The following is a 15,658-nucleotide window of genomic DNA, read 5'->3' as shown; positions in this document are numbered from 1 at the left end:
GACTACATCCACTATTACAATAACGACCGCATCAAGCTCAAATTAAAAGGCCTGAGCCCCGTTCAGTACAGGACTCAGGCCTTGGCCGCTTAGCAAACTAACCGTCCAACTTTACGGGGTCAGTTCATGCGGACGTCCCTTTTTTTGCTCAGCCTCAGGCGATCAGATGGTCGAGGCCATTCCAGTCCTGGGCGCCGACCAGCATGGCCAGCTCTTCCACGACGGTGCCGTCGTGGTAGGCCGTTTCCGCCTCGGCTGCCGGCGCCGTCAGCACCATCTTGCCGCCGCCCACCTGCACACCGCTGCTATTGCTGTTGCCGTTGCCGAACGAAAGCTTGAACACGTCCGACACCGACAGGCTGCCTTCCATGCTTCCGGTCGCCGCGACCTTGTCGGTGGCCGTGACACGCACCTCGATCGCCGGGCCCTTGTTGGGCGCGGTGCCCGAGAAGGTCCCGGTGGCCGCGTCGAACTTCAGCCAGGACGGCAGTGCCGAGCCGTTTGCCAGCTTGGCCGAATAGACCAGCGTATCGCCCTTGTCGATATCGACGAAGCTGTCGGCCGGCAGCTGGAACGAGAAGGCCTTGTTGGCTTCGATACTGCGGTCGCCCAGGGCCTTCACCAGGATCGGTGCGTCGTTCTCGCCCAGCACCGTCACATCCAGCGTGGCGGCGATCTTGCGGCCCGCGTCGATCACGGTGTAATCCAGCCTGTCGACCACCGACGCGCCCCTGCCGAGCGACTGCACCACCGGGTTGACCACGCCGAGGGTATAGACGAAGAAGCCGTTCGGCAGCAGGGCAAGCAGTCCATACTTGCCGATATCGATATCGATGGTGGCCCTGAGTCCCTGGCCGCTGTCGTTGGCCAGCACGTTGCCGCTGATGAGGAACTGGTCTTCCCTGATGGTCGCGGTGTCGGCCTGCGCCGGCGCTTTCTCTCCGTTGATGGTGATGTCCAGGTTCGCGAGGGCGCTTGCGCTGCCGTCCGTGGCGGCGTAAGTGAAGCTGTCGACCACCGACTGGCCCTGCTGCAGCGCCCGCAGCGCCGCGTGCTCGGTGTTCACCGTATAGCTGTAGGCGCCGTCCGCCGACAGTACGAGCGTGCCGTACTTGCCTGCGAAGCTGCCGGCTGCGCCCACCTTGAGCTGGGTACCGGCATCCGGGTCGCGGTCGTTGGCGAGCACATTGCCCGTCACCGGGACCTTGCTGCCTGCGCCGAGCTTTGCCGCGTCCGCCACCGCCACCGGAGCATCGTTGGCGCCGGTGACCCTGACTTCCAGCGCGCCCTTGCTGCTCAGGAGTCCGTCGCCTGCCGTGTAGCTGAAGCTGTCCACGGCGGACTGGCCGGCAGCCAGCGCGCGCACAGCGCTTGCGTCGCGGTCGACCTGATACGTGTAGCTGCCGTCCGCAGCCAGGACCAGGCTGCCGAAGGCGCCGGCATAGGTTCCCGGAGCGGATACCGTCATGGCGGCGCCGGCGTCCGGATCACTGTCGTTGGCCAGGACGTTGCCGCTTACCAGGCCGGTGCCGGCGACGTCCGCCTGAACCACGTCGCCCTTGACGACAGGAGCATCGTTCGCGCCGGTGATGGTCAGCGCGAGGCTGCCTTGCACCGAAGCCGTACCGTCGGTCGCCGCATAGGTGAAGCTGTCGACCACGGTCTGGCCGGCCGCCAGCGCCTGCACCTTGGCGTCGTCATTGTTCAGGCGATAGGTATAGCTGCCGTCGGCCGCCAGCACCAGGGTGCCGTAGGCGCCGGCGTAGGTGCCGGGGGCGGCCACCGCGAGCTTGGCGCCGGCATCGATATCCTGGTCATTGGCCAGCACATTGCCGCTGGCCTCGATCGCGCCGTCTTCGCCGACCACGCCGGCGTCCGCGCTGACGACAGGAGCGTCGTTGCTGCCGGTGATCGTGATCGCCAGGCTGGATCCGGTCGTCAAATTGCCGTCGGTGACGACGTGGCTGAAGCTGTCGACCACGGTGGCGCCTTGCGCCAGCGACTGCACCGCTTTGGCGTCCTTGTCGAGCTGGTAGGTGTAGCTGCCGTCGGCGCCCAGCACCAGGGTGCCGTACGCGCCGGCATAGGTGCCGGGGGCGGCGACCGCCAGCAGCGCGCCGGCGTCGAGGTCGCTGTCGTTGGCCAGCACGTTACCGCTCGCGTTCGCGGCGCCGTCTTCAAACACCGAGGCGGTGTCCGCGCCGACAAGCGGAGCGTCATTGGTGCCGGTGATGGTGATGGCCAGGCTGCCGGTCACCGACGCCGTGCCGTCGGTCGCGGCGTAGCTGAAGCTGTCGACCACGGTGGCGCCCTGCGCCAGCGACTGCACGGCCCTGGCGTCGTTGTCGAGGCGGTAGGTGTAGCTGCCGTCGGCGGCCAGCACCAGGGTGCCGTAGGCGCCTTCATAGGTGCCGGGGGCGGTCACCGCCAGCAGGGTGCCGGCATCGATGTCCTGGTCGTTGGCCAGCACGTTGCCGCTCGCGGCCACGGCGCTGTCTTCAAGCGCGACCGCCGTGTCGGCGCTGACGATCGGGGCGTCATTGGCGCCGGTGATCGTGAACACCAGGCTGCCGCGGGTAGCGGCGATACCGTCGGTGGCGTCGTAGGCGAAGCTGTCGAGCACGGCCTGGCCTGCCGCCAGGGCCTGCACCTTGGCGTCGCCATTGTTCAGGCGGTAGGTATAGCTGCCGTCGGCCGCCAGCACCAGGGTGCCGTAGGCGCCGGCGTAGGTGCCGGGCGCGGCCACCGCGAGCTTGGCGCCGGCGTCGAGGTCCTGGTCGTTGGCCAGCACGTTGCCGCTGGCCTCCACGGCGCCGTCTTCGGCCGCCACGCCTGCGTCGGCGCTGACTACCGGGGCGTCATTGCTGCCGGTGATGGTGATCGCCAGCTTCGATGCGGCCGTGGCGACGCCGTCGGTAACGCCATAGGCGAAGGATTCGAGCAGGGTCTGGCCCTGTGAAAGCGCCTGCACGCGGGCATCGCCCTCGTTCAGGGTATAGGTATAGCTGCCGTCCTGCGCCAGCACCAGGCTGCCGTAAGTACCGGCGTAGCTGCCCGGCGCCGTCACCTTCAGGACCGCGCCGGCGCTCGGAGCACGATCGTTGGCCAGCACGTTGCCAAGGGCCGCCACGCCGTCTTCCGACAGCTGGGCCACGTCGTCGGACGCCAGCGGCGCCTGGTTCAACAGGGTCACGCGGATTTCGAGGGTCGAGCTGGCGCTGGCGATGCCGTCGGTGACGGCGTAATCGAAGCGCTCGGTCAGCACGCCGTCCACGGCCTTGGAGGCATCGTAGGCGCCGGCGGCGTTCAGGGCGTAGCTGTAGTTGCCGTCCTTGTCGATGACCAGGGTACCGAAACTGCCTGCGATGCTACCCGGAGCCGCCACCTGCAGCACGGTGCCGCGGTCGATGTCGCTGTCGTTGGCGAGCACGTTGCCGGTCATGGCGGCCGCGTCGCCCTCCTTGAAGGCGGCGCTGTCCTGCATTGCGACCGGGCCGTCGTTGACGCCCGTGATCTCGACATTGACGACGCCGTTGGCGCTGCGGCCGACGCCATCCTGGACGGTGTAGCTGAAGCTGTCCTTGAGCACCTCGCCCTGCGCCAGTTCCTGGAAGCGGCTGCCGACGTCGTAGCGGACCGTGTCGCCGGCCAGGTCGACCTGCGCACCGAGGCTGGACGCGCCGACCGCCACCACGGTCGTGGCGCCGTTGACGTCGTTGGCCAGCAGTTCGCTGGTCGTGATCTGCACCATGCCGCCATCCTCGCGCGCCGCCAGCTTGTCGGCGGCGGCGATCGGGTTGTCGCCGAGCAGGGCGATCATGCCCGCACGGTCGAGCGTGCTGCCGTTATCGAAGAGCACGCGGTTCACGCCCGCGGCCGTGCCGCTGAGCCAGCCGGCCAGCACCACGCTGTCGGCGCTGCCCCTGATCGAGATCACCAGGTCGTCACCCGACAGCCCGGCCGTCAGGTCGGCCTGGGTCAGGCCGCCGGTCAGGCGCAGGGTGTCGCTGCCCTGGGTGTCCTCGATGCGGTCGGCGCCGTCGCCGCGGCTGAAACGGTAGGTGTCGTCGCCCGTGCCACCCAGCAGCAGGTCGCTGCCGGCGCCGCCTTGCAGCGTATCGTTGCCCGCCCCGCCGTCGAGCTGATTGCTGCCCGCATTGCCGATGATGACGTTGTCCAGTTCGTTGCCGCTGCCGGAGATCGCCCCGCTGCCCGTGAGCGTCAGGTTCTCGACGCTGGCGGCCAGGCGGTGGCTGACGCCGGCCTGCACCGTGTCCACGCCCTCGCCTGCGTTTTCCAGCACAGCGTCGGCGGCGTCGTCCACCACGTAGCTGTCATTGCCGCTGCCGCCGCTCATCGTGTCGGCCCCGAGGCCGCCGTCGATGCTGTCGTTGCCGCCGCCGGCGACGATGCTGTCCTTGCCGGCGCCGCCGGCCAGGACGTTGGCGGCCTCGTTGCCGGTGATCTCGTTGTCCAGCGCATTGCCGGTGCCGTTGATCGCCGCGCTGCCAGTCAGCACCAGGTGCTCGACGTTCGCCGCCAGGGTGTAGCTGGCGCTGGCGCGTGCGGTATCGATGCCGGCGCCTGCCGCCTCATTGATGACGTCGGCGGTCGCGTCGACGATATAGGTGTCGTCGCCGGCCCCGCCGCTCATCGTGTCGATGCCTGCGCCGCCGTCGATCAGGTTGTTGCCGGCATTGCCGGTGATGGCGTTGGCGAGCGCGTTGCCGGTGCCGTTCAGGGCTGCGCCGGCCAGGACCAGGTTCTCGACATTGGCGCCCAGCACGTAGTCGATGCTGGACTCGACGGTGTCGGTACCGGCGTTGGCGAGTTCGACCACGACGTCGCCAAGCTGGTCGACCAGGTAACGGTCGTTGCCGGCCCCGCCCTGCATGCTGTCGGCGCCCGTGCCACCGTCCAGGATGTCGTTGCCGCCGCCCGCGATCAGGGTGTCGTTGCCGGCGTCGCCGCTGAGGGTGTTGGCGCCCTCGTTGCCGGTGAGGACGTTGTCCAGCTCGTTGCCGGTGCCGCTGATGCCAGCCGACCCGGTCAGCGTCAGGTTCTCCACATTCGCCGCCAGCGCGTAGGTGACGCTGGCCTGGACGATGTCCGTACCTTCGCCAGCTTCCTCGAAGGTGAGGTCGGCCGCATTGTCGACGATATAGGTGTCGTTGCCGCTGCCGCCGCGCATGCTGTCAGCGCCCAGGCCGCCGTTCAGGATGTCGTTGCCGACGTCGCCGCGCAGGATGTCGTCGCCGGCGTCGCCGTTCAGCGTGTCGTCGCCCTCGCCGCCGACCAGGGTGTCGTTGCCTGCGCCGGCGTGGATGGTGTCGTTGCCGGCCAGGCCATCCAGCACGTTGTTGCCGGTGTTGCCGATGATGATGTTGTTCAGCTCGTTGCCCGCGCCGCTGATGTTGGCCGAGCCGGTCAGCGTCAGGTTCTCGACGTTCGCGGTCAGGGTGTAGGTAATGCTCGATTGCACGATGTCGGTGCCCGCTGCGGCATCTTCGACGACGATGTCGCCGTCATTGTCGACGACGAAAGTGTCGTTACCGAGGCCGCCGGCCATGCGGTCGCCGCCCAGGCCACCGTCGATCAGGTCGTTGCCCGCGTCGCCAGACAGCTGGTCGTCGCCGCCCTCGCCGTAGAGCAGGTCGTCGCCGTCGCCGCCGCGCACGATGTCGTTGCCGTCGCCGGCGCGGACGGTGTCGTTGCCCGCGCCGGCATCGGTGCTGTTGTTGCCTGCGTTGCCAATGATCGTGTTCTGCACCGCGTTGCCATTGCCCACCAGGTCTTCCGAACCGGTGAGGGTGAGGTTTTCCACATTCACGCCCAGGGTATAGTCGACGCTGGATTCGACCGTGTCGACACCGGAGCCGGCCAGCTCGATCACGACGTCGCCCGCGTTATCGACCACATAGACGTCGTTCTGGACGCCGCCGGCCATGGTGTCGGCCCCAAGACCCCCGTCGAGCCGGTCGGCGCCGCTGCCATCGGTCAGGGTATCGTTGCCGGCGCCGCCGGACAGCGTGTTGTTGCTGCCGTTACCGATGATCGTGTTGTCGAGCTCGTTACCGGTGCCGCTGATGGCGCCGTTGCCGGTCAGGGTCAGGTTCTCGACGTCGGCCGTCAGGATGTAGTTGATGCTTGCACGCACATGGTCCAGGCCTTCGCCGGCGTTTTCCGCCACCAGGTCGCCGACCTGGTCGACGATGTAAACGTCGTCGCCCGTGCCGCCCTGCATGCTGTCGCCGTCCAGGCCGCCGTCGAGATAGTCGTTGCCTTCGCCGCCCTGCAGGGTATCGCTGCCGGCGTTGCCGTACAGGGTGTCGTTGCCGGCCAGGCCCTGCAGCGTGTTGGCGCCCGCATTGCCGATGATGATGTTGTCGAGTTCGTTGCCGCTGCCGTTGATGGCGGCAATGCCGGTCTGGGTCAGGTTCTCGACCTGCGCCGTCAGGGTGTAGGTGATGCTGGCTTCGACCAGGTCGATGCCGGCGCCCGCTTCTTCGATCACCAGGTCGCCATCGTCCTCGACGACATACACGTCCCTGCCGGCGCCCCCCAGCATGCGGTCGCCGCCGAGGCCGCCGTCGAGACGGTCGTCGCCGGCGTCGCCGTAGAGGGTATCGCGGCCTGCTTCACCCTGCAGCAGGTCGTTGCCTTCGCCGCCGTAGACCAGGTCATCGCCAGCGCCCGCTTTCAGGGTGTCGTTGCCAGCGCCGCCGTCGAGCGTGTTATTGGCGCCGTTGCCGGTGATCGTGTTGCTCAGTGCGTTGCCGGTGCCCTTCAGGTCCTCGGCGCCGGTGAGCTCCAGGTTGTCGGCGTTCTCGGTCAGGGTGTAGTCGATGCTCGATCGCACCGTGTCGATGCCCGCCCCCAGGGCCTCGATGACGAGGTCGCCCGCATCGTCGACCACGTAGAGATCGTTGCCGGCGCCGCCGGCCATGGTGTCGGCGCCGCTTCCGCCGTCGAGGGTGTCATTGCCCACGTTGTCGGTCAGCGTGTCGTTGCCTGCGCCGCCGTTCAGCGTATTGCTGCCGGCGCCGCCGGTGATGGTATTGTCGAGCTCATTACCGGTGCCGACGGTGTTGCCGGAGCCCGTCAGTGTGAGTTCCTCGATCGCCGCGGCGAGCGCATGGTTCACGCTCGAGAACACCCGGTCGCGGCCCTCGCCGTCCAGCTCGACGGTGAGGTCGCCGGCGTTGTCGACGTAATAGGTGTCGTCGCCCGTCCCGCCAAGCATCTGGTCGGCGCCCGCGCCGCCGTCGAGGGTGTCGTTGCCCGCCAGGCCGGACAGGGTGTTGGCGGCCGTGGTGCCGAGGATGTTGTTGTCGAGCTCGTTACCCGTGCCGGCGGCAGCGCTGCCGGTCAACACCAGGTTCTCGACATTGTCCGTCAGCGTGTAGCTGATGCCGGACTGGACCACATCGACGCCCTCGCCCGCCGCTTCTTCCACCAGGTCGCCCGCATTGTCGACGACATAGGTATCGTTGCCGGTGCCGCCCGCCATCCGGTCCGCACCGAGTCCGCCATTGAGGGTGTCGTTGCCGGCGCCGCCGCCGAGGCTGTTGCTGCCGTTGTTGCCGGTGAGGAGGTTGTTGGCGCTGTTGCCGGTGCCATCGATGGCGGCGTCGCCCAGCAGGGTCAGGTTCTCGGACTCGTCCTTGAGGGTGTAGCTGATGCTGGACCTGACCGTATCCGTACCGCCGCCCGCCGCTTCGGTGACGACGTCGCCTGCGTCATCGACCACATAGGTGTCGTCGCCCACGCCGCCCACCATGGTGTCGGCGCCGACGCCGCCGTCGAGCAGGTCGTTGCCGGCATTGCCGATCAGCAGATCGTTGCCTGCTGCGCCGTTGAGCGTATTGCTGCCGGCATTGCCGGTGATGGTATTGTCGAGCGCATTACCGGTGCCCGCGATATTGCCGGCGCCCGTGAGGGTGAGGTGTTCGACATTCTCGGACAGCGTATGGCCGGCGCTCGCCTGCACGGTGTCCTCGCCCTCGCCTGCCCGTTCGACCACGACGTCGCCGGCATTATCCACCACATAGGTATCGTTGCCTGCTCCGCCGATCAGGGTATCCGCACCCGCCATGCCGTTCAGCACGTTCGCGCCGGCGTTGCCGGTGATGACATTGTTACGGGAGTTGCCGGTGCCGTTGATGTCGGCGGTACCGGTCAGGGTGAGGTCATCGGTGATCGAATCGAGCGTGGTGCTAACGGACGAAGTGGTCGTGGTCATCATTTATCCTTGTGGGGGCCGGAAGTTTTTCCGATTCGCAATAAAACTTACTGTAAAGAAAGTCTATCACGAAAGTTGCCGTGTGGAAATGATGACGCACAAAAGCGACGTTAGGGCTCGTCCTTACAACTTTGTCATTGCCTGATCGATATCGGCGATCAGGTCATCCGTGTCTTCCAACCCGATATTGAAGCGCACCAGCACGCCCTGTTCCTGCCAGTGGCTGCGAATGGCGCGGATCCGGTAGGGCATCACCAGGCTGTTCGGGCCGCCCCAGCTGTAGCCGAGGCCGAACAGCTCCAGCGCGTCGACGAAACGGTCGGTCTGTTCTTCCGTATAGCGCGGATCGAACAGCACTGAGAACAGGCCGCCGGCACCCTTGAAATCACGCTGCCAGTTCTCGTGGCCCGGGCAATCCGCGAAGGCCGGGTGCAGCACCCTGGCGATCTCCGGTCGCGCCTTGAGCCAACTTGCCAGCTTGCGTGCGCCCGCATCGTGGGCCTCGAAGCGCAGCTTCATGCTCGGCAGCCCACGCATTACCAGGTAGGCGTCGTCCGCGCCCACGCCCAGGCCGAGGCGCATGTGGGCCTGCGCCAGCTGGTCGTTCAAGGCGCGATCGCGGGTGATGACGGCGCCCATCAGGAGGTCGGCGCCGCCCGACTGGTACTTGGTCAGCGCGTGCATGACGATGTCGGCGCCGACGTCGAAGCCGCGCAAGGCCAGGCCGGCCGACCAGGTGTTGTCGAGCGCGACCGGCACGCCCTTCTCCTTCGCGGCGCGGCAGATAGCCGGCAAGTCCGGCACTTCCATCGACACCGAGCCTGGGGCTTCGGTCCAGACCAGTTTCGTGTTCGGCTGGATCAGCGCGGCGATGCCGCTGCCGATCATCGGATCGTAGAAGCGCGCGCTCACGCCGAAGTCCTGCGCCAGCCAGCGGCCCAGTTCGCGGTTCGGGTTGTACACGTTCTCGGGCAGCAGCACGTCGTCGCCGCTTTTGAGGAGCGCGAAGTTGATCATCGCGATCGCCGACAGGCCCGAGGGCGCGAGCAGGCAGTGCTGGCCGCCTTCGATCGCGGCCAGGCGCGCTTCCAGTGTGAAGGTGGTCGGCGTGCCGTGCAGGCCGTAGGTGTACGAGGTCTTGTCCTTCCACTGGCCCGAGCGCATGGCCGCCACGTTCTCGAACAGGACAGTCGAGGCGCGGTGCACGCCCGGCGGAAAAGCGTCGAAGCCCCCGGGCGCCTGGTAGTCGCTATGGATCAGCGCAGTCTGGACCGACTTCTCGCTCATGCCACAGTGGCCCACAGGTCGTGCGCGTCGGCCCTGGTGATTACCACGTCGATGAACTCGCCCACGGCCGGCTTGGCCTTGCCCGGCTGGAGAGCGCGCTTGATGTGCACGACGCCGTCGATTTCCGGCGCGTCGGCGGCGGTCCGGCCGATCGCCTCGCGGGCGCCGACTTCGTCGACCAGCACGCGCATGGTCTTGCCGACCTTGGCCTGCATGCGCTTGAGGGAAATCTCTTCCTGCAGCAGCATGACGCGCGCGCGGCGTTCTTCGCGCACCGCTTCCGGCACCGGATTGTCCAGCAGGTTGGCGGTCGCGCCCTCGACCGGCGAATAGGCGAAGCAGCCCAGGCGGTCGATCTGCGCTTCGCGCAGGAAGTCCAGCAGGTATTCGAATTCCGCTTCGGTCTCGCCCGGGAAACCGGCGATGAAGGTGGAGCGGATGGTCAGGTCCGGGTTCATCCTGCGCCATGCCAGGATGCGGTCGAGGTTCTTCTCGCCGCTGGCCGGGCGCTTCATGCGCTTCAGCACATCCGGGTGCGCGTGCTGCATCGGGATGTCGAGGTAAGGCAGCACATGCCCGTCGCCCATCAGCGGAATGACCTGGTCGACGTGCGGGTAGGGATAGACGTAGTGCATGCGCACCCAGGCGCCGTACTGGCGCGCGAGCTTGCCCAGTTCTTCGGTGAGCTGGGTCAGATGGGTCTTGACCGGGCGGCCGTTCCAGAAGCCGGTGCGGAACTTGACGTCCACGCCGTAGGCGCTGGTGTCCTGCGAGATCACCAGCAGTTCCTTGACGCCGGCCTTGAACAGGTTGTCCGCTTCCTGCAGCACTTCGTGGATCGGGCGCGAGACCAGGTCGCCGCGCATCGACGGGATGATGCAGAAGCTGCAGCGGTGGTTGCAGCCTTCCGATATCTTCAGGTAGGCGTAGTGCTTCGGCGTCAGCTTGACGCCGTGGTCCGGCACCAGGTCGACGAAGGGGTCGTGCGGTTTCGGCAGGTGGATGTGCACCGACTCCATCACCTCGGCCACTGCATGCGGGCCGGTCACGGCCAGCACCTTCGGGTGCACCTTGGTGATGATGTCGTCACCGGCAGCGTCCTTCTTCGCGCCCAGGCAGCCGGTGACGATCACCTTGCCGTTCTCGGCCAATGCTTCGCCGATGGCGTCGAGCGACTCCTGCACCGCGGCGTCGATGAAGCCGCAGGTATTCACGATGACCAGGTCGGCGCCGTCATAGGACTTGGCGGTCTGGTAGCCTTCGGCGCGCAGCTGGGTCAGGATCTGTTCGGAATCGACCAGCGCCTTCGGGCAGCCGAGCGACACGAAGCCGACCTTGGGTGCGGCGATGCCCGGGGCCGGGCTCGGAATGACGAGCGAGGGCGCAGGAGCTTCAGCGACGGCAGCGGCGGATGCGGATGCGGGAATACGACGGAGTTCGGTCATGGGTGGACGACAAAGAATCTGGGCAATCCACGATTGTACCCGAAGCGGGTGTGCCGGTGGAACCGGCGGGGGTGTTTGCCGGCCCAGAATGGGCCGGCGGCTGTCGCTATACAGCGACTTCTTGCTCGCTTGTTACTTCTTGTCCGTCGGCGGGGTCATGCCCGGGAACGGGAAGGCGCCGAACATGGCCTTGCTCTGGTTCTGCATCTGTTCCTGCATCTGCAGGAACAGGTTCTTCGACTGGTCGATGTAGTTGTTCATCATGCCCTGCATCATCGGGCCCTGGACGTTCATGAACTGGGTCCACATTTCCGGGCTGAAGGGCTTGCCTTCCAGGGCGCCGGCGGCGTTGCTGGTGAACTTGTTCTGGATGTCGGTGAAGGCCTGCACGTTCTTCTCGAGGTAGGAGCCCATCATGCCCTGCATGGCATGGCCGTAGTAGCGGATGATCTGGGCCAGCACCGAGCTCGAGAACATGGGGACGCCGTTGGCTTCCTCTTCCAGGATGATCTGGAGCAGGATGCTGCGGGTCAGGTCTTCATTGGTCTTGGCGTCGACCACGGTGAACTCGTCGGCGTCGAGCACCAGCTGCTTCACGTCGGTCAGGGTGATGTAGGAACTGGTCTGGGTATCGTACAGACGGCGGTTCGGGTACTTCTTGATCAGGCGTTCAGCACTCTTTTTTGCACTACTCATCTCTTGTCTCATCGTTGTGCGCTGCAGCTGCGGGGCCGTTCCGTCTTGCAAAAATATTGCCTGACGGGACGGACAGGCCCACACCATACCACGACCCGCGCGCAGGTGCAGCAATTATTAGACTACAAACTTCCGTGGTGTTTTTGTTATTACGCGATCAATCCGCGCGCGCCTTGACGTAACGCCCCGGCGCTGCCTCAAGCGGGCGATATTGCGCGTTGCCCGGCGTGGCCGGCGCCGCCACGTCGGCCCCGCCGTTCTGCGCCAGGAAGCCGGCCCATTCCGGCCACCAGCTGCCCTTCTGCTCGGTCGCGCCGGCAAACCATGCCTCGGCTGTCTTCGGACGCGACTTGCCGTTCTTGTCGTTGACCCAGTAGCTGCGCTTGTTCTTGGAGGCGGGATTGATCACGCCCGCGATATGGCCCGAGGCGCCCAGCACGTAGCGATTGGCCTTCGGGTTCTTCGGGTTGAGCAGGTCCATCGAGGCGAAGGCCGCTTCCCAAGGGACGATGTGGTCTTCTTTCGAACCGTACACGAACACCGGGCAATCGATCTTGCCCAGGTCGACCGGCACGCCGCACACGTTCAGGGCGCCCGGCACCTTCAGCTTGTTTTCCAGGTAGGTGTTGCGCAGGTACCAGCAGAACATCGGACCCGGCAGGTTGGTGCTGTCGGCATTCCAGTACAGCAGGTCAAAGGCCGGCGGCTCCTTGCCCTTGAGGTAGTTCTGCTGCACATAGTTCCACACCAGGTCGTTCGGGCGCAGGGCCGAGAAGGTGGTGGCCAGGTCGCGGCCCGGCATCAGGCCGCCGCTGCCCAGGGTCTGTTCGCGCAGCGCCACCTGGGCCTCGTCGACGAAGACTTCGAGCACGCCGGTGTCCTGGAAGTCGAGCAGCGTGGTCAGCAAGGACAGGCTGGCGGCCGGCTGCTGGCCGCGCGAGGAGAGCACCGCCAGCGCGGTGGCGGCAATGGTGCCGCCCACGCAGAAGCCGAACACATGGGTCTTCTCCTGCCCGGTGATCTCGCGCACCACGTCGATGGCCTTGATCGCACCCGTCTCGACATAGTCGTCCCAGCGCAGGTGCTTGAGCTTGCCGTCCGGGTTGCGCCACGACACCATGAACACCGTATTGCCCTGCTCGACCACATAGCGCACCAGCGAGTTTTCCGGCTGCAGGTCGAGGATATAGAATTTGTTGATGCAGGGCGGGATCATCAGGAGCGGCACCGCCTTGACGGTCGGCGTCGTGGGCGTGTACTGGATCAGCTGGAACAGTTCGTTCTCGAACACCACCTGGCCCGCCGTGGTGCCGACGTTGCGGCCGACCTCGAAGGCCGATTCGTCGGACTGCGAGATGCGGCCCTTCTGCAGGTCGGCCAGCATGTTGGACAAGCCCTTGGTCAGGCTCTCGCCCTTGGTCTCGATCAGCTTCTTCTGCGCTTCCGGATTGGTGGCGAAGAAATTGGCCGGTGACATGGCGTCGACCATCTGCTGGACCGCGAAGCGGATCTTCTGGCGCTCGCGCGGACCGGCCTCGACGGCGTCGGCCAGGGCCAGCATGAACTCGGAATTCAACAAGTAGGAGGCCGCCGAAAAGGCCGACAGCGGATGCTCGCGCCATTCGGAGGACGAAAAACGCTTGTCATGGATCTCGGGTGTCTTGCCGCTCACAAAATCCTGCCACAGCTGGCCAGCCTTCTTCAGGTAGCCGTCGCGGATGCTTTCCAACTTGGCCGGGGCGATTCCGGCGCCGAAATCCTTCAGCACGCCGGCCAGGGGATTGGCGCCGGCGCCTGGGGGCGTCATGGTCGGCATCGTCATCCAGCCCTGCCAGACGCTCGGGTCGGCAAACTGGCTCATCCAGGAGGCGGCAATGGCTTGGGGGTCAGGCATGTTCATGTCAGCGTCCAATGTTTAAAATCCGGTTACTGCTTGGGAGAATGCGCATGTGGATCGTCGCCGTAGCCTGGATTTATGTCGTTGCCCTGATGGCGGCAACCGAACCGACCGTGGTGCACGGCGTGATGACCTTCGTCTTCTATTGCGCCCTGCCATTATCCATTGTTTTTTATCTCACAGGGTCAAAACGCAGGCGTGCGCGGCGCGAAGCGCAGGCGCGCGACAACACGCCCAAATAACTATTTGAGCCAGATCAGACTGGCCTGGCGGCCGGTGACGCGATCGCGCCGGTAGGAATAGAAGCGCTCCGGCGCGCTGAAGGTGCACATGCCGCCCCCGTGCACGCGCGTGATGCCGTCGCGCGCCAGCATCAGGCGCGCCAGCGTGAACATGTCGGCCAGAAATTTTACCGGTTGGTCAGATTTTGGGCGGAACGCCGCCAGCGTCGCGTCTCCCGGCAGTGCGGCCAGGAAGGCGTCGCGCACGTCTTGGCCAACTTCAAAGGCCTCGGGCCCGATCGCAGGCCCCATCCAGGCCGTGATCTCGCCGGCCCCGGCCGCCCGCATGGCGCGCACGGTCTCGCCCAGCACTCCCCCCGCAAGCCCGCGCCAGCCGGCATGGGCCGCGCCCACCACCCTGCCCTCGAGGTCGGAGAACAGCACCGGCAGGCAGTCGGCGGTCAGGATCGCGCATACCTGGCCTGGGGTGCTGGCAATGCTGGCGTCACCGGTGCGTACCGCTTGGTCCGGCCCGACGGTGCAGGCGTCGACCACGTCGGCGCCGTGTACCTGGGCGATCCAGGCCGGACGTCCCGGCAGGTACTCCTGCAGGCGTGCCCGGTTACTGCGCACGGCCTCGGGTTCGTCGCCGCAGTGCAGGCCGAGGTTCAGTCCCCCGCCGCCCTTGCCATCGTCATACGGTCCCTGGCTCACACCGCCGTCGCGGCTGGTCGCCAGCGCGCCGACATTGGCCGGCAGGTCGGGCCACGCGGGCCAGACCAGCGCTTCTCGCTCCATCATTCCTCGCTGTCGTCGTCGCCAGGCTCTTCGATGCCGGCCTTGGCGATGAGTTCGGCGAAGTCGGCCGCCAGCGGCACCGTCCACTCGCAGGGTTCGCCCGTGCCCGGGTGGACCAGGCCGAGGCGGCGTGCCTGCAGGGCCTGGCGGTGGAATACCGGCACCAGATGCTGCTTGCCGTAGACCGCGTCGCCTACCAGGGCAAAGCCCAGGTGCTGCATGTGCACACGGATCTGGTGGGTGCGGCCGGTCTCCAGGCTGCAGCGCACCAGGCTCACCGGACGGCGGTCGAGGCTGCCGACGGCGACGCGCTTGTAATGGGTGATCGCCGGCTTGCCGAACATGCCGGTGGACACCGCCATCTTGACGCGGTCGCGCGGGTGGCGGCCCATCGATGCATTAATGGTGCCGGACAGTTGCGGGGTGCCCCACACCAGCGCGAAGTACTCGCGCTTGACGGTGCGCGCCTGCAGCTGGCGCACCAGGTCGGTCTGGGCCGCCAGGGTCTTGCCGACCACCATCAGGCCGCTCGTGTCCTTGTCGAGGCGATGCACGATGCCGGCGCGCGGCACGCCCACCAGTTGCGGGCAATGGTGCAGCAATCCATTGAGCAGCGTGCCGGTCCAGTTGCCGGCGCCCGGGTGCACGACCAGGCCGGCCGGCTTGTTGATGACGATGATGTCGTCGTCCTCGTGGACGATAGGCAGCAGCATGGGCTCCGGCGCGAAGGCCGTGTCTTCCGGCGCGGCCTGCGGTTCGATGACGATGGTTTCGTCGCCGTAGGCGGTATCCTTGCCGCGCGCCGGCTTGCCGTCGACCCTGACGAAGCCGCCTTCGAACCAGAGCTGCAGGCGGCTGCGCGAGAATTGCGGCACCAGGCCGGCGATCACTTTATCGAGGCGCTGGCCGCAGGCGGAGGAATCGAGCTGCAGGGTGATCGGGGACAGGTCGGGACCGGCGGTCAGGTCGAACCCGCTCTCGAGCTCATCGTCTAAATCGGAGTCGAGAGGCATTTCCGCCGAATTCGGCGCAGGAGTTAATATCACGTGAGTCCCATCGGCTATAATCAGCC

9 protein-coding genes are annotated in these 15,658 nt (G+C 66.5%); 2 read left to right on the top strand and 7 right to left on the bottom strand.

Features of this window, described 5'->3' with window-relative positions; all coding sequences use genetic code 11:
- A partial coding sequence (locus LK539_RS11955) for an IS3 family transposase (protein ID WP_227801150.1) occupies positions 1 to 93 on the top strand: 93 nt, incomplete at its 5' end.
- 61 nt (positions 94 to 154) lie between these two features.
- Here LK539_RS11955 and LK539_RS11950 read toward each other — a convergent pair.
- The 5 genes from LK539_RS11950 to phaC form a co-directional block, all read right to left on the bottom strand.
- Entirely contained in the window at positions 155 to 8,242 is an 8,088-nt protein-coding gene (locus LK539_RS11950) for a VCBS domain-containing protein (RefSeq protein ID WP_227801125.1), read from the bottom strand.
- 123 nt (positions 8,243 to 8,365) lie between these two features.
- Positions 8,366 to 9,529, bottom strand: a complete 1,164-nt coding sequence (locus LK539_RS11945) for a cystathionine beta-lyase (RefSeq protein WP_227801124.1) — start codon at positions 9,527 to 9,529, stop codon at positions 8,366 to 8,368.
- Positions 9,526 to 10,974, bottom strand: a complete 1,449-nt coding sequence (gene rimO, locus LK539_RS11940; RefSeq protein WP_227801123.1) for a 30S ribosomal protein S12 methylthiotransferase RimO — start codon at positions 10,972 to 10,974, stop codon at positions 9,526 to 9,528. The genes LK539_RS11945 and rimO overlap by 4 nt, the downstream gene beginning before the upstream one ends.
- Positions 10,975 to 11,106: 132 nt before the next feature.
- Positions 11,107 to 11,670, bottom strand: coding sequence for a polyhydroxyalkanoate synthesis repressor PhaR (phaR, locus tag LK539_RS11935; RefSeq protein WP_227801122.1), 564 nt, complete (start codon positions 11,668 to 11,670; stop codon positions 11,107 to 11,109).
- Positions 11,671 to 11,827: 157 nt separating this feature from the next.
- Positions 11,828 to 13,570 (bottom strand): class I poly(R)-hydroxyalkanoic acid synthase, encoded by a 1,743-nt coding sequence (gene phaC, locus LK539_RS11930; protein ID WP_227801121.1) that lies wholly within the window; start codon positions 13,568 to 13,570, stop codon positions 11,828 to 11,830.
- A 47-nt stretch (positions 13,571 to 13,617) separates the two neighbouring features.
- Between phaC and LK539_RS11925 the strand changes: the two genes are divergently transcribed.
- Positions 13,618 to 13,809: a hypothetical protein gene (locus LK539_RS11925; RefSeq protein ID WP_227801120.1), complete on the top strand. Its 192-nt coding sequence runs from the start codon at positions 13,618 to 13,620 to the stop codon at positions 13,807 to 13,809.
- Here the strand turns inward: LK539_RS11925 and pgeF are convergent, their stop codons facing one another.
- Both pgeF and LK539_RS11915 read right to left on the bottom strand, forming a co-directional pair.
- Positions 13,810 to 14,586, bottom strand: coding sequence for a peptidoglycan editing factor PgeF (gene pgeF, locus LK539_RS11920; RefSeq protein WP_227801149.1), 777 nt, complete (start codon positions 14,584 to 14,586; stop codon positions 13,810 to 13,812).
- A complete protein-coding gene (locus LK539_RS11915) occupies positions 14,586 to 15,599 on the bottom strand; it encodes an RluA family pseudouridine synthase (protein WP_227801119.1) in 1,014 nt (337 codons plus the stop codon). The genes pgeF and LK539_RS11915 overlap by 1 nt, the downstream gene beginning before the upstream one ends.
- Between the last annotated feature and the right edge of the window lie 59 nt (positions 15,600 to 15,658).

Origin of the sequence: Massilia sp. IC2-476 (assembly GCF_020707295.1) — a bacterium.
In the GTDB taxonomy this organism is placed as follows: domain Bacteria; phylum Pseudomonadota; class Gammaproteobacteria; order Burkholderiales; family Burkholderiaceae_D; genus Telluria.
Note: the sequence above shows the minus strand (reverse complement) of the source record. Positions and strands in the feature narration are given on the sequence as shown.